18 protein-coding genes are annotated in these 19,861 nt (G+C 70.6%); 11 read left to right on the top strand and 7 right to left on the bottom strand.

Translation table 11 applies throughout. The annotated features are described in order from the left end of the window. Positions 1-22: 22 nt before the first annotated feature. The gene (locus AB5J56_RS17875; RefSeq protein WP_369233741.1) at positions 23-691 is read right to left on the bottom strand and encodes a hypothetical protein; all 669 of its coding nucleotides are present in this window, start codon (positions 689-691) and stop codon (positions 23-25) included. 83 nt (positions 692-774) lie between these two features. Between AB5J56_RS17875 and trpS the strand changes: the two genes are divergently transcribed. Next, positions 775-1,788: a tryptophan--tRNA ligase gene (gene trpS / locus AB5J56_RS17870; RefSeq protein ID WP_369233740.1), complete on the top strand. Its 1,014-nt coding sequence runs from the start codon at positions 775-777 to the stop codon at positions 1,786-1,788. 158 nt (positions 1,789-1,946) lie between these two features. Continuing rightward, positions 1,947-2,528, top strand: coding sequence for a 2'-5' RNA ligase family protein (locus AB5J56_RS17865; RefSeq protein WP_369233739.1), 582 nt, complete (start codon positions 1,947-1,949; stop codon positions 2,526-2,528). Positions 2,529-2,532: 4 nt separating this feature from the next. On the opposite strand, the gene AB5J56_RS17860 is transcribed toward AB5J56_RS17865, so the two are convergent. Both AB5J56_RS17860 and AB5J56_RS17855 read right to left on the bottom strand, forming a co-directional pair. After that, complete coding sequence (locus AB5J56_RS17860; protein WP_369233738.1) at positions 2,533-3,288, bottom strand: decaprenylphospho-beta-D-erythro-pentofuranosid-2-ulose 2-reductase; 756 nt, start codon at positions 3,286-3,288, stop codon at positions 2,533-2,535. An 8-nt stretch (positions 3,289-3,296) separates the two neighbouring features. Continuing rightward, positions 3,297-4,676, bottom strand: coding sequence for an FAD-binding protein (locus AB5J56_RS17855; protein WP_369233737.1), 1,380 nt, complete (start codon positions 4,674-4,676; stop codon positions 3,297-3,299). A 142-nt stretch (positions 4,677-4,818) separates the two neighbouring features. Here AB5J56_RS17855 and AB5J56_RS17850 point away from each other — a divergent pair, with 142 nt between their 5' ends. The 4 genes from AB5J56_RS17850 to AB5J56_RS17835 are packed head-to-tail and all read left to right on the top strand — an operon-like array spanning position 4,819 to position 7,739. Beyond that, a complete protein-coding gene (locus AB5J56_RS17850) occupies positions 4,819-5,361 on the top strand; it encodes a phosphatase PAP2 family protein (protein ID WP_369233736.1) in 543 nt (180 codons plus the stop codon). Further along, complete coding sequence (locus tag AB5J56_RS17845; protein ID WP_369233735.1) at positions 5,354-6,313, top strand: decaprenyl-phosphate phosphoribosyltransferase; 960 nt, start codon at positions 5,354-5,356, stop codon at positions 6,311-6,313. Before AB5J56_RS17850 ends, AB5J56_RS17845 begins: the two co-directional genes overlap by 8 nt. Then, complete coding sequence (locus AB5J56_RS17840) at positions 6,310-6,759, top strand: GtrA family protein (protein ID WP_369233734.1); 450 nt, start codon at positions 6,310-6,312, stop codon at positions 6,757-6,759. Before AB5J56_RS17845 ends, AB5J56_RS17840 begins: the two co-directional genes overlap by 4 nt. Beyond that, the gene (locus AB5J56_RS17835) at positions 6,747-7,739 is read left to right on the top strand and encodes a YihY/virulence factor BrkB family protein (protein WP_369233733.1); all 993 of its coding nucleotides are present in this window, start codon (positions 6,747-6,749) and stop codon (positions 7,737-7,739) included. Before AB5J56_RS17840 ends, AB5J56_RS17835 begins: the two co-directional genes overlap by 13 nt. Here the strand turns inward: AB5J56_RS17835 and AB5J56_RS17830 are convergent. After that, complete coding sequence (locus AB5J56_RS17830) at positions 7,687-8,997, bottom strand: D-alanyl-D-alanine carboxypeptidase family protein (RefSeq protein WP_369233732.1); 1,311 nt, start codon at positions 8,995-8,997, stop codon at positions 7,687-7,689. The genes AB5J56_RS17835 and AB5J56_RS17830 overlap by 53 nt on opposite strands. Before the next feature lie 91 nt (positions 8,998-9,088). Between AB5J56_RS17830 and AB5J56_RS17825 the strand changes: the two genes are divergently transcribed. From AB5J56_RS17825 to AB5J56_RS17810, 4 genes are all read left to right on the top strand, one after another. Beyond that, entirely contained in the window at positions 9,089-9,331 is a 243-nt protein-coding gene (locus AB5J56_RS17825) for an SCO4848 family membrane protein (protein ID WP_369233731.1), read from the top strand. A gap of 31 nt (positions 9,332-9,362) precedes the next feature. Next, entirely contained in the window at positions 9,363-10,658 is a 1,296-nt protein-coding gene (locus tag AB5J56_RS17820; RefSeq protein WP_369233730.1) for a metallophosphoesterase, read from the top strand. A 183-nt stretch (positions 10,659-10,841) separates the two neighbouring features. After that, a complete protein-coding gene (locus AB5J56_RS17815; protein WP_369233729.1) occupies positions 10,842-12,398 on the top strand; it encodes an ABC transporter substrate-binding protein in 1,557 nt (518 codons plus the stop codon). 118 nt (positions 12,399-12,516) lie between these two features. Continuing rightward, on the top strand, positions 12,517-12,921 hold the full coding sequence (locus tag AB5J56_RS17810) for an ATP-binding protein (RefSeq protein WP_369233728.1): 405 nt from the start codon (positions 12,517-12,519) through the stop codon (positions 12,919-12,921). Positions 12,922-12,966: 45 nt separating this feature from the next. Here AB5J56_RS17810 and AB5J56_RS17805 read toward each other — a convergent pair whose 3' ends face one another. From AB5J56_RS17805 to AB5J56_RS17795, 3 genes are all read right to left on the bottom strand, one after another. Then, positions 12,967-15,027 (bottom strand): sulfatase-like hydrolase/transferase, encoded by a 2,061-nt coding sequence (locus tag AB5J56_RS17805; protein ID WP_369233727.1) that lies wholly within the window; start codon positions 15,025-15,027, stop codon positions 12,967-12,969. A 116-nt stretch (positions 15,028-15,143) separates the two neighbouring features. Continuing rightward, on the bottom strand, positions 15,144-16,598 hold the full coding sequence (locus AB5J56_RS17800) for a sensor histidine kinase (protein WP_369233726.1): 1,455 nt from the start codon (positions 16,596-16,598) through the stop codon (positions 15,144-15,146). Continuing rightward, on the bottom strand, positions 16,595-17,278 hold the full coding sequence (locus AB5J56_RS17795) for a response regulator transcription factor (RefSeq protein ID WP_369233725.1): 684 nt from the start codon (positions 17,276-17,278) through the stop codon (positions 16,595-16,597). The genes AB5J56_RS17800 and AB5J56_RS17795 overlap by 4 nt, the downstream gene beginning before the upstream one ends. Before the next feature lie 166 nt (positions 17,279-17,444). On the opposite strand from AB5J56_RS17795, the gene AB5J56_RS17790 reads away from it, so the two are divergent. After that, positions 17,445-19,853 (top strand): MMPL family transporter, encoded by a 2,409-nt coding sequence (locus AB5J56_RS17790; protein WP_369242619.1) that lies wholly within the window; start codon positions 17,445-17,447, stop codon positions 19,851-19,853. Positions 19,854-19,861: the final 8 nt, after the last annotated feature.

The following is a 19,861-nucleotide window of genomic DNA, read 5'->3' as shown; positions in this document are numbered from 1 at the left end:
GAGCCTGAGGTCTCGCACAAGGCTAGAGATCGATCAGTTCCTGTCGTGGCTCCCGCGGCGGTCCGGGCTCGCGCCGGGCCGCCGCGCGGCGTATCAGGAGGCTGCCGCCGACGCCCAGGGCCAGGCCCCCGGCGAGCCCCGTGACCGCCCATCGCACGCCGTCCGAGAGGCCCTCGTCCGGCTTGGCTGCGGTGGTGGCCCTGGCGCCGAGCAGCCCGTCCCGGTCCAGCTCGTCGAAGACCGTCTGCGACGCCCGGTGCCAGCGGATGTCGTCGTCCTCCACGTCCGGCGCCGGATCGGTGCGCACCCACACCGCACCGTCGGATGCCTCGAACACCTGGTCCACGCGCTCCATGGCGACGTCACCGCCGGGCGCCCGCTGCGTGTACGGCCAGCCCCCGATGCCCGTCATCCCCCACAGCACGGTGACCCGTACGCGCGGCAGGTGGCCTTCCTGCCAGGCCTCCGGGACCTGCTCGCTGTCCGAGTGCGTGGGCGACAGCAGCTGCCAGAGCCGGGCGAAGTCCCGCTGCCCGGACTTCAGCGCGACCGTCCGAGCTGTGCCGTTCGTCACCACGAGCGCGAGATCGGGTACGTCACGGTCCGCGGCCTGCGCCCGCGGTGCCCCCGGTCCCGTCAGCACCACGGCCGCCGCCGCCGTCGTGGCCACCAGTCCACCGAACCCGCGCATGCGGCTCCTCCCCTGTCTCTTCCCGGAAACGATCCGTTCCCGCCTGTTTCCGAGCAAGGAGCGTCACCTGAGAGAATGACCGCATGGCCTCTGACAGTCCTCGCGTGCTCTCCGGAATCCAGCCCACCGCAGGCTCGTTCCACCTTGGCAACTACCTCGGCGCCGTCCGCCAGTGGGTCGCCCTTCAGGAGTCCCACGACGCGTTTTACATGGTCGTCGACCTGCACGCGATCACCGTCCCGCAGGACCCGGCGGAGCTGCGCGCCAACACCCGGCTCGCCGCGGCCCAGCTGCTGGCCGCCGGCCTCGACCCGGAGCGCTGCACGCTCTTCGTCCAGAGCCATGTCCCCGAGCATGCCCAGCTGGCCTGGGTCATGAACTGCCTCACCGGCTTCGGCGAGGCCTCCCGCATGACCCAGTTCAAGGACAAGTCCACCCGGCACGGCGCCGACCGCGCGAGCGTCGGCCTGTTCACGTACCCGGTCCTCCAGGTCGCCGACATCCTGCTCTACCAGGCCAACGAGGTCCCGGTCGGCGAGGACCAGCGCCAGCACGTCGAGCTGACCCGTGACCTCGCCGAGCGCTTCAACGGCCGCTTCGGCGAGACCTTCACGATCCCGAAGCCGTACATCCTCAAGGAGACGGCGAAGATCTACGACCTCCAGGACCCGTCGATCAAGATGAGCAAGTCGGCGTCCACGCCGAAGGGTCTGATCAACCTGCTCGACGAACCGAAGGCGACGGCCAAGAAGGTCAAGAGCGCGGTCACCGACACCGACACGGTCATCAGGTATGACGCGGCCGAGAAGCCGGGTATCAGCAACCTGCTGACCATCTACTCGACGCTGACCGGAACCGGTATCGCGGAACTGGAGCAGAAGTACGCCGGCAAGGGCTACGGTGCGCTCAAGACGGACCTCGCCGAGGTCATGGTCGACTTCGTGACGCCGTTCCGGGAGCGCACCCAGGAGTATCTGGACGACCCGGAGACGCTCGACTCGGTCCTGGCCAAGGGTGCCGAGAAGGCGCGTGCCGTCGCCGCGGAGACGCTCTCCCAGGCGTACGACAAGGTGGGCTTCCTGCCCGCCAAGCACTGACACCGGGTCCGACCGCCGGTAAGAGACGAGCGCGACACCGGTACGGCACCCGCTACGGGGCCGCACGGCCGTACAGTCGATAGCCGAACCGGCAGTCACCCCTGCCCGGTCGGCCGTCCAGGACACGACGACACCTCAACACGACGACAGGAGATGACGTGGGGACCGTAACGATCGGTGTCTCGATCGCGGTCCCGGAGCCTCACGGCAGCCTGCTCCAGGAGCGGCGCGCGGGCTTCGGTGACCCCGCGGCTTCCGGTATCCCCACGCACGTCACCCTGCTGCCGCCGACAGAGGTCGAGGACTCGGCGCTGCCCGCGATCGAGGCGCACCTCGTCGAGGTCGCGGCCGCCGGGCGCCCCTTCCCGATGCGGCTGTCCGGGACGGGCACCTTCCGCCCGCTCTCCCCGGTCGTCTACGTCCAGGTCGTCGAGGGCGCCGCGGCCTGCAGCTGGCTCCAGAAGCAGGTCCGCGACGCCTCCGGACCCGTGGCGCGCGAGCTGCACTTCCCGTACCACCCGCATGTCACGGTGGCGCACGCCATCGAGGAAGCGGCCATGGACCGCGCCTTCGAGGAGCTCTCCGAGTACGAGGCGCAGTGGCCGTGCACCGGCTTCGCGCTCTACGAACAGGGCGCCGACGGGGTGTGGCGCAAGCTCCGCGAGTTCGCCTTCGGCGGCGCCGTCGTCCCGCCGCAGGCGAACGCCCCCGCGGAGCGGGACAGCACGCCCGCGCGTTGATTCGCTAGAGCGGCAGGCGTCGGAACAGCGGTCGCGGCAGGTGTCGCAGTGCCGACATCACCAGCCGCAGCGCCCCGGGCACCCACACCGTCTCCGACCGACGTCGCAGCCCCAGCTCGATCGCCGTGGCGACGGCCTCCGGCGTGGTGGCCAGCGGCGCTTCGGCCAGGCCCGCCGTCATCTTCGTACGGACGAATCCGGGGCGTACGACCATGACGTGGACGCCGGTGCCGTGCAGCGCGTCGCCGAGGCCCTGGGCGAAGGCGTCCAGGCCCGCCTTGCTGGAGCCGTAGATGAAGTTGGCGCGGCGGGCGCGCTCCCCGGCCACCGAGGAGAGCACCACCAGCGAGCCGTGCCCCTGCGCCTGGAGGGCGCGCGCGCACACCAGCCCCGACGACACGGCGCCCGTGTAGTTGGTCCCCGCGACCCGCACCGCGGCCACCGGCTCCTTCTCGTCGCGCGCCTGGTCACCGAGCACCCCGAAGGCGAGCAGCACCATGTCGAGGTCGCCCTCGGCGAAGACCTTGCCGAGCACGGTCTCGTGGGACTCGGGGTCGAGCGCGTCGAACGCGACGGTACGGACGTCCGCACCGAGCGTGCTCAGGTGCGCGGCGGCCTTCTCCAGCTCGGGGGAGGGGCGGCCGGCCAGCCACACGGTGCGGGTGCGGCGGGCGATCAGCCGGCGGGCGGTGGCGAGCGCGATCTCGGACGTGCCGCCGAGGATCAGCAGGGACTGGGGGGCGCCGAAGGCGTCTTTCACAGCAGCTCCTAGAGGTTGAGGCGACGTGACAGGTCCGAGGTGAAGACGGAACGCGGGTCCAACTCCCGTCGCAGGGAACGGAATTCCTCGAGTCGCGGGTACATGCCCGCCAGCAGTTCCGGCCGCAGCCGCGCGTCCTTCGCGAGGTAGACGCGGCCGTCGGCCGCCGCGACCTCCACGTCCAGCTCGTCGAGGAAGACGCCGAGGCCGGGCAGGTTCGCGGGGATGTCCAGGGCGAGGGTCCAGCCGGGCATCGGGAAGGACAGCCAGCCCGGGTCGCCCTCCCCGAACCGCTTCAGGACGGCGAGGAACGACGGGCAGCGGTGCGCGGAGATGCGGTGCACGATCCGGCGCAGCGCGTCCTCCTGGCCGTATCCGACGGCGAACTGGTACTGGACGAAGCCGCCGCGCCCGTAGATCCGGTTCCAGTGCGGGACCCCGTCGAGCGGGTGGAAGAAGGTGGAGATCCGCTGGAGCTGGCCGGTGCGCGCGACGGGCGCCCTGCGGTACCAGAGCTCGTTGAAGACGCCGACCGTCGCAGGGCCCAGGAGGCCCTCGGGGACGAAGGCGGGGGCGGCCGGGAGGCGGCCGGGGCGGAAGGCGAGGGGGTGGCGGCGGGCGCGGGCCGGGAGGGCGTCCAGGGGGGCGTGGTCGCCGCGGGTGAGCACCGAGCGGCCCAGGGACCGGCCGCGGGCGAGCAGGTCGATCCAGGCGACCGAGTAGCGGTAGAGGTGGTCCGTGGCGGTGAGGCGGGCCATCAAGTCGTCCAGGTCGGTGGCACGTTCGGTGTCGACCGACATCAAGGACGTCTCGACGGGCTGGAGTTGGACGGTCGCCGTGAGGATCACGCCGGTCAGGCCCATGCCGCCCGCGGTGGCGTCGAAGAGCGGGGTGCCGCGGCCGACCGTACGGATCTCACCGTCCGCCGTGAGCAGTTCGAAGGAGAGCACATGGCGGGCGAACGACCCGGACACATGGTGGTTCTTGCCGTGGATGTCCGCGCCGATCGCCCCGCCGACCGTCACATAGCGGGTCCCGGGGGTGACCGGCACGAACCAGCCGAGCGGGAGCAGGACTTCCATCAGCCGGTGCAGGGACACGCCCGCGTCGCACAGCACCGTGCCGCCGTCCGCGTCGATGGCGTGGATGCGGTCGAGGCCGGTCATGTCGAGCACGACCCCGCCCGCGTTCTGCGCGGCGTCCCCGTACGCCCGTCCGAGCCCGCGTGCGATGCCGCCGCGCGCCCCGCACTCCCGGACGGCGGCCGCCGCGTCCTCGTAGCTGCGCGGGCGGAGCAGACGGGCAGCGGTCGGGGCGGTGCGGCCCCAGCCCGTGACGGGGACGGGGGCGGGGGCGGAGGTGGTGGGGTGGTCGGTGTCGGCTGGCATGACCGCGACCGTAGCGCCGGAAAGGGTGCATAACGCCTTAATCACCCTGTCCCTCACGGGTCCTCACCGAAATGGGTGATTAATGGGATGTCGTCCTAGATTGCCGTAATTCTGCGGCCACTCCCTAGAAGAGTGAGATCACATGGATGACCTTGACGACGTTCTTGACGACGATCGTGGCGGCGACTTCGCCGACGTGGATCATCGGCTGCTGTCGGCGGTGCACGCGTACGGCGCCAATGCGCGGGTGGCCGCCGTGGCGTGCGGCCTGTCCTGGGCCGGGGAGCACGGCGCGCTGTGGCTCGCGGTGGGTCTCGCGGGCGCGGCCGTCGACCGGGGGCGGCGCCGCGCCTGGCTGCGCGGCACGGCGCTCACCGCCGGCGCCCACCTGGCCAGCATGGGTGTGAAACGGCTGGTGCGCCGTCCGCGCCCCGCGCACGTGCGGCCGCTGGTCCGCACCGCCGGACGTCACTCCTTCCCCAGCTCGCACGCCACCTCCGCCGCGGCAGCCGCGGTGGCCTTCGGCGCGCTGGGCGCCCCCGTGGTCGCCCCGGTCGCCGCCGCCATGTGCCTGTCCCGGCTGGTCGTCGGCGTGCACTACCCCTCGGACGTCGCCGCCGGCGCGGCCCTGGGCGCCCTGACGGCCCGGCTCGGCGCCCGCTGGATGGGAACCGACCATGGCTGAGCGCACGGCAGTGCTCACGGACCGCGCCGCGACCAGACGCCGTAGCGCACCCACGGAGACCTCGCGCCCCGGGGGTCTCGCGCTCGGCCTCCTGAAGACCGCCCGCCCCCGGCAGTGGGTCAAGAACGTGCTGGTCGTCGCTGCCCCGGCCGCTGCGGGCCAGCTCTTCTCACGGCACGCCCTCAGTCAACTGGCCTTGGTCTTCGTCCTTTTCACCGCCTGCGCGAGCGCCGTGTACCTGATCAACGACGCCCGGGACGCCGCCGCCGACCGCGCCCACCCCGTCAAGCGGCACCGCCCGGTCGCCGCCGGGCAGGTCCCCGTCCCCGTCGCGTACGCCGTCGGTGGCGTCCTCGCCGTCCTCGCCCCCACCGCCGCAGTCTGGCTCTGCTCGCCCTTCACCTCGGCGCTGCTCACCGCCTACCTCGGCATGCAACTCGCCTACTGCGTCAGCCTCAAGCACGTCCTGGTCGTCGACCTAGTCGTCGTCACCACCGGGTTCCTGATGCGGGCGATGATCGGCGGACTCGCGCTCGGCATCCCGCTCTCGCGCTGGTTCCTGATCACCACCGGCTTCGGGGCGCTGTTCATGGTCTCCGCGAAGCGGTACTCCGAAGCCGTCCAGATGGCCGGAAAGGCGGGCGCCACACGGGCGTTGCTCACCGAGTACACCACCGGCTACCTGCGCTTCGTCTGGCAGCTGGCCGCCGGGGTCTCCGTCCTCGGCTACTGCCTGTGGGCCCTGGAGGAGGGCGGCGTGCCGAGCACCAGCGTCCTGCCCTGGCGGCAACTGTCCATGGTGGCCTACATCCTGGCCGTCCTGCGCTATGCCGTCTTCGCCGATCGGGGTACGGCGGGCGAGCCGGAGGACGTGGTCCTGCGCGACCGCGCGCTCGCCGTCATCGGCCTGGCCTGGCTGGCCATGTACGGGCTCGCGGTGGCCAACTGGTGAGCATCATCACCCAACGCACCACCCAACGGCCCTTGTTCCAGGAGCTGTTCGGCTTCGCCACCGTCGGACTCCTCGCCTACGCCGCCGACCTCGGCCTCTTCGTCTGGCTGCGCGGGCCCGTCGGACTCGACCCGCTCACCGCCAAGTCGCTCTCGTTCGTGGCCGGTTGCTCGGTGGCGTACGCGGGCAACGCGCTCGGCACCTACCGGCACGCGGCGCGCGGGCTGCGCCAGTACGGGGCCTTCTTCGCCGTGAACGTCGCCGGTGCCCTCGTCCAGCTGCTGTGCATCGCCGTCAGCCACTACGGCCTCGGGTTCACCTCGCCGCGCGCGGACACCGTCTCGGGCGCCGGGATCGGGATGGTGCTCGCCACCGTTCTGCGGTTCTGGGGTACCCGGACATGGGTCTTCCGCGGCGAGGGGAGAATCGGATCATGGACTGGCTGAAAAAGCTTCCCGGCATCGGGCCGGTGGTCACCTGGCTGACGACGACGCACGCGTGGCACTCGTACGAGCGTCTGGACCGGGTCAAGTGGACGCGGCTCGCCGCGGCGATGACCTTCATCAGCTTCATCGCGCTCTTCCCGCTGCTCACCGTCGCCGCCGCGATCGCCGCCGCCACGCTCAGCAAGAGCCAGCAGCAGGACCTCCAGAACAAGCTCGCCGACCAGGTCCCCGGCATCTCCGACCAGCTCGACGTCAGCTCCCTGGCCGCGAACGCGGGCACCGTGGGCCTCATCGCGGGCGCCGTGCTGCTGTTCACCGGCATCGGCTGGGTCGGCTCCATGCGGGAGTGCCTGCGCGCGGTCTGGGAACGGGACGACGAGGAGGGCAACCCCCTCATGCGCAAGCTCAAGGACGGCGGCGTGCTCGTCGGCCTGGGCGGCGCCGTCCTCGTCACCATCGCCGCCTCCACGGTCGCCTCCGCCGCCGTGGGCTGGACCACGGACCAGCTCGGCATCGAACGGGGCGGCTGGGGCAGCCTCGTACTGCGCATCGCCGCGTTCCTCGTCGCCGTCCTCGCCGACTTCCTCCTCCTGCTGTACGTCCTCACGCTGCTGCCCGGCGTCGAGCCGACCCGGCGGCGGCTGATCACCGCCGGGCTGATCGGCGCCGTCGGCTTCGAGCTGCTGAAGCTGCTGCTCAGCGGCTACATCCAGGGCGTCGCCTCGAAGAGCATGTACGGCGCCTTCGGCGTGCCCGTCGCGCTGCTGCTGTGGATCAACTTCACCTCGAAGCTGGTGCTGTTCTGCGCTGCTTGGACGGCTACCCGGAGCGGGGAGGACATCGAGGAGGACATCGAGGAGGAGGTCGTGGAGGAAGCGGAGGTGGAGGTCGAGGTCGAGGTGCAGGAGGGCGCCGGGAACGAGGGCGTCAGCGGCGTGAGCGGCGACGGACCAGGTCGGGCAGCGGCCAGCGGCGATTGACCAGGAAGATCCCGGCGGCGAGCAGCACCAGCACGCCGGCCGCGATGCCCAGCGCGATACCGATGCCGCTCGTTGCGCCCTTCGCGGCGGAGGACGCGGCCACCGGCTTCGTGGAGGCGCCGCCCTGCGCGGTCGCGTTCGCGCCCGGCTGCGCGCTCGTCTCGACGCCCTTCGGCGCGACCAGCTCGCCCACCGGCTGCACCTTGTCCGCGGCCTGGAAGCCCCAGTCGAGAAGCTTGGCCGCCTCCTTGTAGACCTCGTTGTGCTCGTCCTTCTCCGGGTTCATCACCGTGACCAGCAGCACCTTGCCGCCGCGCTCCGCGACGCCGGTGAAGGTCGCGCCCGCGTTGGTGGTGTTGCCGTTCTTCACACCCGCGATGCCCTGGTACTGGCTGACGTCGCTGTCGCCGGCGAGGAGGCGGTTGGTGTTCTGGATCTCGAAGGACTCCCGGGTCTTCTTGCCCTTCTTGTTCTTCTTCGTCTCGCCCGGGAACTTCGCCCTGACGGTGGAGCAGTACTCGCGGAAGTCCTTCTTCTGCAGGCCGGAGCGGGCGAACAGGGTCAGGTCGTACGCCGAGGAGACCTGGCCCTTCTCGTCGTAGCCGTCCGGGCTCACCACATGCGTGTCCAGCGCCTGGAGCTCGTCGGCGTGCTCCTGCATGTCCTTGACCGTCTGGTCCACGCCCTTGTTCATCGCGGACAGGACGTGCACCGCGTCGTTGCCGGAGCGAAGGAAGACGCCGAGCCACAGGTCGTGGACCGTGTACGTCTCGTTCTCCTTTATCCCCACCATGCTGGAGCCCGCGCCGACACCCGCCAGGTCCGAGACCGCCACCTTGTGCTTCATCGTCCTCGGGAAGCGGGGGAGCAGCGTGTCGGCGAAGAGCATCTTCAGGGTGCTCGCCGGGGGAAGCCGCCAGTGCGCGTTGTTCGCGGCGAGGACGTCGCCCGACTCGGCGTCCGCGACGATCCACGAGCGGGCCGTCAGGTCCTTGGGAAGCACGGGGGCGCCGGTGCCGAGGTTCGCCTGCGCGCCGGGCCGGCCGAGCTGCGCCCCGCCCACGGTCGACATGCCGGCCGGGGGTGTCGCCGACGGGGTTGTCGAGGGGCTGGACGAGGGGCTCGTCGAGGGGCTCTTGGAGGAACCGGGTGACGGGCTCGGGGCCGCGAGGGCGGCGGGTGCGGTCAGCGAGAGGGACAACACGGTGGCGGAAGCGACCAGCAGGGATCGCCTGACGCTCTTCTGAGGTGCGGGCACGGTCGGAAACGTACATGGCACAGCGTGTGAAGTCGCGTGGCACTCCCCACCCCGGCCGCGGCGGCCGGGGAACGGCGGCGATACTGAACGTATGAAGCTCAGCCGCCCCGTCTCCTGGTTCCTGCTCGCCTTCGGGGTGTGGAGCTGGGTCATCTGGATCACTTTCGTCAAGAATCTCTGGAAGGACGGCAGCGGGCTCGCGTTCAACGACGCCGGGGACCCGACGGCGTACTTCTGGGTGCACCTGACGCTCGCCGTCGTCTCCTTTGTCCTTGGGACGGTCGTCGGGGGCATCGGGTTGCGCGGAATTCGCGCCTTGCGCCGCGCGGCGTAACGGTTGTTGTCTCGGGTGTAGCGGGGGATACGTGGTCGTCGTCTTCGTGCTGGTGGGGCTTGTCGCCGTGGCCCTGGTCGCCGGGCTGCACTGGTATGTGTGGCGACGGCTCGTGCGGGACACGACGCGGGGGCCCGGAGTGGCGCGGCGCGTCGGTACCGGGGTGATGATTGCCGGGCCCGTGCTGATGGTGGCCGCGGTGGCCACCGAGCGGGCCGGGGCGCCGTTCTGGGTGCAACGGGTGGTCGGCTGGCCAGGGTTCCTGTGGATGGCGCTGGCCATCTATCTGTTGCTGGGGGTGCTCGCCGCAGAGGCCGTACGGCCCGTGCTGCGGCGCCTGGTCGAGCGGCGGCAGTCCGTCCTCCTCGACGAGACGCCGGCGCCGCTCGCCGCCGTGGGCTCGGAGCAGCGCCGGAGCACGCCTCCCGCGCACCCGCTCCCGGCGGACGCACCCACGGCAGAGAGCGCCGAGTCCGTCCCCGCTCCCGTCTCCGCCTCCGTTCCCTCCCGACGGCTCTTCGTCTCCCGGGTGGTGGGCGGGGCCGCCGCGGCTGCCGCCGTCGGGACGGTCGGGTACGGAACGTACGGCGTCCTGCGCGGCCCGCGCGTCAAGCGCGTGACCGTGCCGCTCGCCAAGCTGCCGCGCTCCGCGCACGGCTTCCGGATCGCGGTCGTCAGCGACATCCACCTGGGGCCGGTCCTCGGCCGGGGCTTCGCGCAGAAGGTCGTCGACACGATCAATGCCACGCAGCCCGACCTGATCGCGGTGGTGGGAGACCTGGTCGACGGCAGCGTCAAGGACCTCGGTCCGGCGGCAGCCCCTCTGGCCCAGCTCAAGGCCCGCCACGGATCCTTCTTCGTCACGGGCAACCACGAGTACTTCTCCGGCGCCGCTCAATGGGTCGAGGAAGTACGGGAGTTGGGGATCCACCCGCTGGAGAACGCCCGGGTCGAGGTGAACGGGTTCGACCTCGCCGGGGTGAATGACATCCAGGGGGAGAGCGAGGGACAGGGCCCCGACTTCGGCAAGGCGCTAGGCGACCGGGACACGGCACGCGCCTGCGTGCTGCTCGCTCATCAGCCCGTACAGATCCATGACGCGGTACGGCACGGGGTCGACCTTCAGCTGTCCGGGCACACACACGGCGGACAGCTCTGGCCGGGGAACTTCATCGCCGAACTGGCCAATCCGACCGTCGCGGGGCTTGAACGGTACGGCGACACGCAGCTGTACGTGTCCCGGGGCGCGGGGGCCTGGGGGCCGCCGGTGCGGGTGGGGGCGCCTTCCGACATCACCGTGGTGGAGCTGGCTTCGAAGCAAGCCTGAGAGCCCCCTGTGAAATCGGCCGGAAACCGCTCTCGGTAAGTTCTTTCTCATCTCAACCAAACCCTCTTCCCCCAGGTGAAACACCTGTGATTAGGTGATCCGCGCCACTGGGGAGTGGCGTGCGGTGTGCCACTGGGGGAGTGGCTTGGGGCCACGGGAACGTGGCATGGGGAGGGGCAACCGATGCGTTCGGTTCGCATGCGGGTTTTGGCGATGCTGCTGGTGCTGGCGGGCATCGCGGTGGGTGGCTGGCAGTTGCTGCCCGATGGGGAGGACACCGACAGGACCATGGTGGTGGGGACGACCGACGCTGTGACGTCGCTCGACCCCGCCGGGGCGTACGACGCCGGATCCTGGGCCCTGTTCAGCAATGTCTTTCAGACGTTGCTGACGTTCGAGTCGGGCGGTGCCACGCCGGTGCCGGATGCCGCGAAGAGCTGTGGGTTCGTGAACGGCGGGCTCAGGACGTATCGCTGCACCCTGCGGGACGACCTGACCTTCCCGAGCGGGCGCAAGATGACCGCCGAGGATGTGAAGTACTCCTTCGACCGGGTCAGGAAGATCCACGACGACCAGGGTCCCGACTCCCTGCTCGACACACTTGGCTCCGTCGACGCCGCCGGGCTGACCGTCACCTTCCATCTGGTCTCGGCCGACGCGACCTTCCCGTTCAAGGTGGCCACCGGCGTCGGTTCCATCGTCGACAGCTCGCTCTACGCGAAGGACGCCCTGCGTTCCGGCTCCGACGCCGACGGCAGCGGGCCGTACCTGCTCAAGACGTATACGAAGGACAAGGGGGCGGACCTCGCGCCGAACCCGCACTACCACGGCGCCATCCAGCAGACCGGCAAGCCCATCGAGATGCGCTACTACACCAGCGCCGAGGCGCTCGCCGCCGCCTGGAAGGCGAAGCAGGTCGACGTCGCCACCCGCCAGCTGCCGCCCTCGGTGCTCTCCGGTCTCTCGCCGAGCGACACCAAGCAGCGCGTCACCGTGTCCGAGAGCGCCGAGACCCGCAACCTCTTCCTCAACGTCCGCCCGGACTCCGCCCTGCGCGACCGTCGCGTACGGCAGGCCCTCGCTCTGCTGGTCAACCGTGAACAGCTGAGCGACGAGACGTACAAGGGGACCGTCGATCCGCTCTACGGGCTGATTCCGGCGGGTATCACGGGGCACACCACCGCGTTCTTCGACGCCTATCCCAAGCCCGACGCCAAGAAGGCCCGCAAGCTGCTGACCGAGGCCGGCGTGTCGCTGCCGGTGCACTTCACCTACGGGTACGGCGCGGGGCGTGGTGCCGGTGCTGCCGAGGCCGCCGAGCTGAAGCGGCAGCTGGAGGCCGACGGTCTGTTCAAGGTGGAGACCAAGGGCCTTGAGTGGGCCGACTTCCAGAAGGCGTACGCCGACGGCAAGCTGGACGCGTACGCCGTCGGCTGGGTGGCCGACTTCCCCGACCCGGACAACTTCAGCGCCGCGCTCGTCGGCACCGGCAACGCCATGAAGAACGGGTACAGCGACAAGAGCGTCGACCGGCTGATCCAGGACAGCCAGCAGTACGGCGACCGCAGCCGCACCACCGCGGACTTCCGGCAGGTGCAGGAGGCCGTGGCCCGGGACGTTCCGCTGATTCCCCTGTGGCAGGGCAAGGAGTACGTACTCAGCAGCGAGGACGTCGGCGGCGGCCAGTATCTGTCGGACGGCACCGGCGTCTTCCGCCTCTGGCGGCTGGGCTGGATATGACATGTCCGGATATGGCAATTGACGTGATTTCGCGGGGTCCGACCTCACCGCAGTGACATCGCGCCTGCATGCGACGCAGCTGGATGTGTGAAAGGCGTGCACGGGGTGAGGAGTAACCGTGGTGAGACGCAACTCCTTCCGGCTGCCCAGGCACCCGGCGTCCGTGGGCCTGGCCCGGCGCCGGGTGCGCGACCACCTGTCCGACTGGGGGCACAGCAGCGGCGAACCCACCCTGGAGGACGTCGTCCTGCTGGTCTCCGAGCTGGCGACCAACGTCGTACGCCACGGCCCGCTCCTTGAAAGGGAGTTCGAGGTCGCGGTGACCGCCCTCGCCGACGGGTCCTGCTTCATCGAGGTCTCCGACGAGGGCCTCGTCGAGCCCCGCCTGCGCGAGGTCGCCGAGTGGGAGGAGACCGGCCGCGGGCTCCATCTCGTGGAGGGGATCGCGGCGTCGTGGGGGGTGTGGGGGCGGGGGCGGTACGGCAAGACGGTGTGGGCGGTGGTCGCCGCCACTGCCGTCTAGCCGTACCTGTAACCCCTACTCGTACGTGTGACCCGTGCCTGGGTCCTACGGAGCCGTCGGCTCCTTGCCGTACGCCGTCAGGAAGCGGTCGCGGAACGAGCTCATCTTCCAGACCGGGGCGTCGTGCGCCGGCTGGAGACCGTCCGTCCAGTGCCAGTCGGCGATCTTGTCGAGCACCTTCGGGTCGTGCGCCACGATCGCGACCGGCACGTCCCGGCTGGCGTGGTTGCCGCTGACCTTGGCGATCGGCTGGTGGTCGCCGAGGAAGACGAGGACCGTGTTCTTGTTGCCGTACTTGATCACGTAGTCGATGAGACTCGTCACCGAGTACTGGATGGACTTGCCGTACTCGGCACGCACCTGGTCGGTCTGCTTCCACACGTCCGTCGGCCGCTTGGCCGCCTTCTCGATGCCGTCGTAGACCGAGCCGTCACCGACCTGGGAGTCCGGGATCGTCTTCGGGATCGGCGCCCAGGGGTTGTGGCTGGAGGTCAGGATCAGGAACGACATCAGCGGCTTGGCGTGCTTCTTGCCGTGCTCCAGCCTCTCGAACGCCTTCAGCGTGTACTGGTCCGGCATCGTCGACCAGCTGAACTTCGGGCCCTTGTAGCCGAGCTTGTGGGAGTCGTAGATGCGGTCGAGGCCGTAGTACTTGCCCTCCGGCCAGCCCTTCTGGACGCCCGGCATGACGCCGACCGTCTCCCAGGCGCCGGTGCGCCGGAACGCCTCGGTGAGCGGCATGTGGTCGCTCGCCATGACGGTGCGGTAGCGCTGCTGGTTGGAGATCCACAGGCCCGACATGAAGGTGGAGTGGCCGAGCCAGCTGCCCGCGCCGTACGTCGCCGAGGTGAGCCAGCCGCTCTCGGAGCCCCAGCCCGCCTTCTTCAGCTTCGCGGTCGCCGAGGTGAGCGTCGCGTCGACGCCCGGCGCCATGATCGGGTCCTCGATCGCGCTGCGGCCGTAGCTCTCGATGAAGGTGAACATCATGTCCTTGCCGCGCAGCCCGGTCAGCAGCTGGTCGCCCGGCAGGGCGGCGAAGTTGTCCTTCTTGGTCTCCTTCGCGAACACCGCCTCGTCCTTCAGCGTCCTGTCCACCCGCTCCACGCGGTCCTTGGCCTCCGACACCGTGCTCTTCGACGCGACCGGCTCGCCCGCGACCTGGAGACCCAGCGCCGTGCAGGTGATCCAGGCGGTTCCGAGGACCAGCGTGGTGCGGGTCGCCACCGCGGTGTTGCGCGCCATCAGGTTGCTCAGCCGGATCACCGCGAGCGTCATCAGGGCCAGTACCAGCACTACGGCGACCACCGCGGCGATCGCCGTCACGATCGCGCCCGTCCTGCCGATCGAGTCCTGGAGGAACGACTCGGCGTCGGCGAACAGCGGCCAGTCGAGGACCACGTTGAAGCCCCGGCCGAGGTACTGCTTGAAGCCCATGTCGAGCATGTTCAGGATGGCCAGCGTGCCGATCGTCAGCCCGCCGAGCGCGGCCGCCACCAGCCGCGGCCAGCGCGGCAGCACGAGCAGCACGGCGGCGCCGAGGACCGCCTCCAGGGGGATGTGCACGAAGGCGTCGGGCGTGAGGAGATCGAGGCTGTTCGGCACCAGGAGGCCCGCGAGGACGAAGGCCGCGGCCAGGGCCGTGGTCGTCCACGCCACGATGCGGGCGGCGAGGGGGTAACGGGTGCGCCAGCCTCGCCAGCCGGGGCGGGGTACTTCGGCGGTGGGGGGTTCGTGGGCCGGGCCGTCGCCGTCGCCGTCGTCGGAATCGCCTGTGTCCGGGGTGGCTTCTTCGGCGTCGGGCTGGTCTGCGGCTGCGGACTCCTCGGCGGCTGCCTTGTCCTCCGTGACGGTGCCGGTGTCGGCGACGGTCTCAGTGGCGGTCGCGGCGGCGACGGGGGGCTCGGTGTCGGTCGTGGCGTCGGCCGTGTCCGTGTCCGTGTCGGTATCCGGATCCGTGTCGGCGGCTGCCGTATCCGCCGTATCCGCCGTATCCGCTGTCTTCCCGTCCCCGGCAGTGGTGTCCGCCGCCGGGGCCTGTGCCGGGCCTTCCTCGGAGGTTGCCGGGTCCGTGTCCGGCTGGTGCTCAGAGCGCGTGGAGAACGACAACCCCAGGGTCCTTCCGTGCGAAACGCTGCGAAACGCGGTGGTGGCACGGCCGACCGGGCGCGGGAGGCCGCCGGCCGCCGTTCTCCTTATCTGTACGGCATACCGGTGCCGTCCGTTCAATCGGCCACCGCACGGCATGCGGCGGGCAGCGTGACCGTCACCGCGAGCCCCGCGCCGGGCGCCGTCACCACCGCGACCTCGCCCCCGTGCGCCGTCACCACGCCCTGCACGATCGCCATGCCGAGCCCGCTGCCCGCGCCGCCGCCCGCGCGGAAGAACCGGTCGAAGATGCGGGCCGCGTCCTCCTCCGTGAGCCCCGGCCCCTCGTCCGCGACACATAGCCGTACGACACCGTCCACACGCTCCAGACCGAAGGTGACGGGCACCTCGGTGGGCGTGTGGGTGCGCACGTTGCCCACGAGGTTGCCGAGCACCTGCCGCAGCCCCGACTCGTCGGCGTGCACCAGCAGCGTGCCGTCGGCGCCGACGGTCACCGGGCGGCCGGGCTGCTGGGCCCGCAGGTCCTCGGCGGCGTCCCGGACCAGGCGGCTCAGGTCGACGTTCCTGAAGCGGAGCTCGGGCTGCTGGTCGAGGCGGGCCAGCGTGAGGAGTTCGTCGACGAGCCGGCCCATCCGGTCGACCTCGCCGTTCATCCGGTCCCAGGCCCGCTTGCGCTCGGCCTGATCCGTCAGCATCCCCTTGTCGTACAGCTGGAGGTAGCCGCGGATCGCGGACAGTGGGGTGCGCAGTTCGTGCGAGGCGTCCGCGACGAAACGGCGCAGCTGGGCCGCGCTGTGCTCGCGGGTGCGGTACGCCGACTCGACCTGGTGGAGCATGGAGTTGAGGGCGAGGCGCAGCTGCTCGACCTCCTGGGTCGGATGGTGGCTGGAGGGCACCCGGCGCGTCAGGTCCCCCTCGGCGATCGCCGACGAGGTCTCCACCATGTCCTCCAGGGGCCGCATCCGGCGGCGCACGCTGAACAGGGTCAGACAGGCGAGCAGCGACAGCAGCAGGGTGCCGACGGCGAGGTCGAGCTTGAGTGCCTTGGCTATGCCCTTGTGCAGCCCGTCGGTCGAGGTGGCGACCAGGACGTAGGTGCCGTCGACGAGCCGGGTCGCGGTCACCCGGTAGGCGGCGTCGTGCACGGTGACGTCGTGCGGGTCGCTGTCGCGGGCGAGTGCGGGCGGGTTGCCGACCGCGTCGGCCAGGGCGCGTTGGGCGTCGGTGGTCTTGAAGTCGCCGATGGCGACGGGCTTCCCCTTGCCGTCGACGGCCGTGAAGATCGAGTCCGGCTTCGGCCGCTGGTCCGTCGGCGGTACGAGCCGGTCGCGGACGAACGCCAACGCGCTCAGCGACTCTATGTCCCGCATCGACAGCCGCGAACTGCCCAGTGAATCCCGGGTCTTGGTCAGCTCCGCGTCGACCTGGTCGAGGAGATAGTGCCGCATGCCCATCAGGCTGATCGCGGTCGCCATGATGATGCCGAGCGCCAGCAGCGCCACGTTCGCGAGCATCAGCCCGCCGCGCAGCGAGTGGATCCCGTGACGGAACAGGCGGCCTTTGGCCCTCATGCGAGTCCGTATCCGACGCCCCGCCGGGTCTGTATCACCGGCGGTCCGAGCGTGTCGAGCTTGCGCCGCAGATAGCTGATGTACGTCTCCACGACGGTCGACTCGGCCGAGTGCTCGTACTGCCATACGTGGCGCAGGAGTTGCTCCTTCGGCACGATCCGTCCTCCGTTGCGGACGAGGAAGCGCAGCAGGGCGTACTCGGTGGGGGTGAGCTCCACCGTGCGGTCGCCGCGGTGCACGGAGTACGTCGTCTCGTCCAGCTCCAGGTCGCCGTAGCGCAGCGGCGGGCGCTGCGGGAGGACGTCGGCGGGGCGGATGCGGCGCAGCACGGCGGTGACGCGGGCGATCACCTCGTCGATGTTGAACGGCTTGGTGATGTAGTCGTCGCCGAAGCCGAGGGCGCCGACGATCTCGGCGGGCGCGTCGCGTGCCGTGAGGAAGACGATCGCCAGGTCGGGCTGCCGGACGCGCAGTTCGCGGCCGAGGGCCCGGCCGTCGCCGTCCGGCAGCATCACGTCGAGGAGCGCCGCGTCGGGGCGGGTGCGCTCGGCGAGGGTGAGCGCCTCGCGGACGGTGCCGGCGGTCATCACCTCGAAGCGGTGGTAGCGCAGGGCGATGGCGAGGACGTCCGCGATGCTCGGTTCGTCCTCCACGACCAGCACGGTTCCTGGAGCCGTCATGCCCCCAGTATCGGCAAGCGCGCTGATCGGCGGGGCTGTTCGTGCTTTGGAGTTCCTTGAGAGTCATGGGCGACGCAGTCCGCGCGTAAGCGGCGGCACCGATGCTGTTGACAGGACCTGGGGGACCTACCGATCGACAACTGAAGGAGCTTTGAGCGTGGCGACATTGGCGCGGTGGTGCTATCGGCATCGGCTGGTGGTCCTGTTGCTGTGGGTGGGGGCGCTGTTCGGACTGGGCTTCGCGGCATCGACCGCGGGCACGTCCTATGCGAACGTCTTCTCCCTTCCGAACACGGACTCCAAGAGTGCGTTCGACCTGATGGAGAAGGCTTTCCCGGCCAGTGCCGGCGACACCGACACGGTGGTGTGGAAGGTCGACGAGGGAACGGTCCGTGACCAGGCCGTACGGTCCCGGATCCAGCCCGCACTCGACGAGATCGGCAAGATGAAGGGCGTCGGCGGGGTCACCTCCCCGTACGCGGGCGACGCGGGCGCGGCGCAGATCAGCAAGGACGGGCGGATCGCCTACGCCCAGATCACCTTCACGGAGCAGGCCAACGGCGTCGAGAAGGATCTGATCCAGAACGTCGTCGACACCGCGCAGAAGGCCGAGAACAGCGGTCTGAAGGTCGAGTTGGGCGGCCAGGCGATCCAGCGTGTCGAGGAGCCGCCGCAGGGTATCGCCGAGGTGGTCGGTCTCGCGGCGGCGGCCATCGTGCTGTTCCTGGCCTTCGGCTCGCTCTTCGCGATGCTGCTGCCGATCGCCATCGCGATCTTCGCCGTCGGCACCGGACTGTTCTCCACCCAGCTGCTCAGCCATGTCACGGACGTACCCGAAGTGGCCCCGTTGCTGGCCTCGTTGATCGGGCTCGGCGTCGGCATCGACTACGCCCTGTTCATCGTCACCCGGCACCGGCGCGGCATCCTGCGGGGCATGCAGCCGGAGGAGTCGATGGCCACCGCCCTCAACACCTCCGGCCGGGCCGTGCTGTTCGCGGGCGGCACCGTGTGCATCGCCCTCGCCGGAATGCTGGTGACGAACCTGCGCTTCCTGGACGGCGTGGTCATCGGCACCTCGCTCACGGTCGTCCTCAGCGTGATCGCGTCGGTCACCCTGCTGCCGGCGCTGCTCGGCTTCCTCGGCCCGCGGGTGCTCAGCCGCAAGCAGCGGCGCAAGCTGGCTGCCGAAGGGCCCGAGCCGGAGCGCACCAGCGGTCTCGCGAACCGCTGGTCGGGGACCGTGCAGAAGCGCCCGCGCTCGATCGCCGCGATGGCCCTGGTCGTCATGGCCGTCCTCGCGCTGCCCGTGCTGTCGCTGCGGCTCGGCGCCAGCGACCAGGGCAACAACGACGCGTCGTCGACGACCAGGAAGGCGTACGACCTGCTCGCGGAGGGCTTCGGCCCCGGCTTCAACGGGCCGCTCCAGGTCGTCACGCAGGGCGGTGACACGTCCGCGCTGGTGAAGGGCATCCAGGGGACCGACGGGGTCGCCCGGGTCGCCGCGCTGCCGCCCGCGAACGGCGTGACGGTGATCCAGGTCGTCCCGACCACCTCACCGCAGTCCGTGAAGACCGACCAGCTCATCGACACCCTGCGCGACGAGGTGATCCCCGACGCGGGGGTCAAGGCGCATGTCGGCGGCGTGACCGCGATCTTCAAGGACTTCGCGTCCGTGACCGGGGACCGGCTGCCGTACTTCATCGCGACCATCATCGGCCTCGGCTTCCTGCTCCTGATGGTCGCCTTCCGCTCGATCGTGGTGCCCCTGACGGCCGCGCTGATGAACCTGATCGCGGCCGCCGCGTCCTTCGGCGTACTCGTGGCGATCTTCCAGTGGGGCTGGGGCCTGGACCTGCTCGGCCTCGGCAAGGAGGGCCCGATCCAGGCCTTCCTGCCCGTCATCATGCTCTCGCTGCTCTTCGGCCTCTCCATGGACTACCAGGTGTTCCTGGTCAGCCGCATGCACGAGGAGTGGGTCCACACGAAGGACAACGCGCGCGCGGTGCGGGTGGGTCTCGCCGAGACCAGCCGCGTCATCAACTCCGCCGCCCTGATCATGGTCTGCGTCTTCCTCGCCTTCGTGCTCAGCGGCGACTCGGGCGCGGCGATGGCGGGCGTCGGACTCGCGGCGGCGGTGGCACTCGACGCGTTCATCCTGCGTACGGCGCTGGTGCCGGCCGCGATGCACCTGCTCGGCAACTCCAACTGGTGGCTGCCGGCCTGGCTGGACAAGCGGATGCCGCACCTCGCGGTGGAGCCGAAGGAGGACGCCGACACGGAGCCGGGTCCGGCCGACGGCGGCGCGAGCGCGGTGCACGGCTTCGTCCGGGACACCGACGGGGTGCCTGTCGAGGGCGCGTCCGTCACCCTGCTGTCGAAGGGCGGCCGTCAGCTGGACCGGGTCGCGTCCCTCGCCGACGGTTCGTACATCCTCTCGGTACCGACGCCGGGGACGTACCTCCTGGCGGTGTCGGCGGCCGCGTACGGCTCCCGCGCCCGGCACGTGATCGTGAACGGGGAGCCGCTGGTGCACGACGTGGAGCTGGCCGAGGGAGGGGTCGACGCGGTGAACTGACCGCGTAC

The sequence above is a fragment of the Streptomyces sp. R21 genome (assembly GCF_041051975.1).
In the GTDB taxonomy this organism is placed as follows: Bacteria; Actinomycetota; Actinomycetes; order Streptomycetales; family Streptomycetaceae; genus Streptomyces.
This window is presented reverse-complemented; position numbering and strand designations above follow the sequence as displayed.

Excerpts from the sequence above, each read along its gene's own strand:
- AB5J56_RS17845 (WP_369233735.1), top strand. The coding sequence starts at position 5,354 with ATGGCTGAGCGCACGGCAGTGCTCACGGACCGCGCCGCGACCAGACGC.
- AB5J56_RS17855 (WP_369233737.1), bottom strand. The coding sequence starts at position 4,676 with ATGCCAGCCGACACCGACCACCCCACCACCTCCGCCCCCGCCCCCGTC.
- AB5J56_RS17835 (WP_369233733.1), top strand. The coding sequence starts at position 6,747 with ATGGACTGGCTGAAAAAGCTTCCCGGCATCGGGCCGGTGGTCACCTGG.
- AB5J56_RS17795 (WP_369233725.1), bottom strand. The coding sequence starts at position 17,278 with ATGACGGCTCCAGGAACCGTGCTGGTCGTGGAGGACGAACCGAGCATC.
- AB5J56_RS17825 (WP_369233731.1), top strand. The coding sequence starts at position 9,089 with ATGAAGCTCAGCCGCCCCGTCTCCTGGTTCCTGCTCGCCTTCGGGGTG.
- trpS (WP_369233740.1), top strand. The coding sequence starts at position 775 with ATGGCCTCTGACAGTCCTCGCGTGCTCTCCGGAATCCAGCCCACCGCA.
- AB5J56_RS17850 (WP_369233736.1), top strand. The coding sequence starts at position 4,819 with ATGGATGACCTTGACGACGTTCTTGACGACGATCGTGGCGGCGACTTC.
- AB5J56_RS17800 (WP_369233726.1), bottom strand. The coding sequence starts at position 16,598 with ATGAGGGCCAAAGGCCGCCTGTTCCGTCACGGGATCCACTCGCTGCGC.
- AB5J56_RS17815 (WP_369233729.1), top strand. The coding sequence starts at position 10,842 with ATGCGTTCGGTTCGCATGCGGGTTTTGGCGATGCTGCTGGTGCTGGCG.
- AB5J56_RS17875 (WP_369233741.1), bottom strand. The coding sequence starts at position 691 with ATGCGCGGGTTCGGTGGACTGGTGGCCACGACGGCGGCGGCGGCCGTG.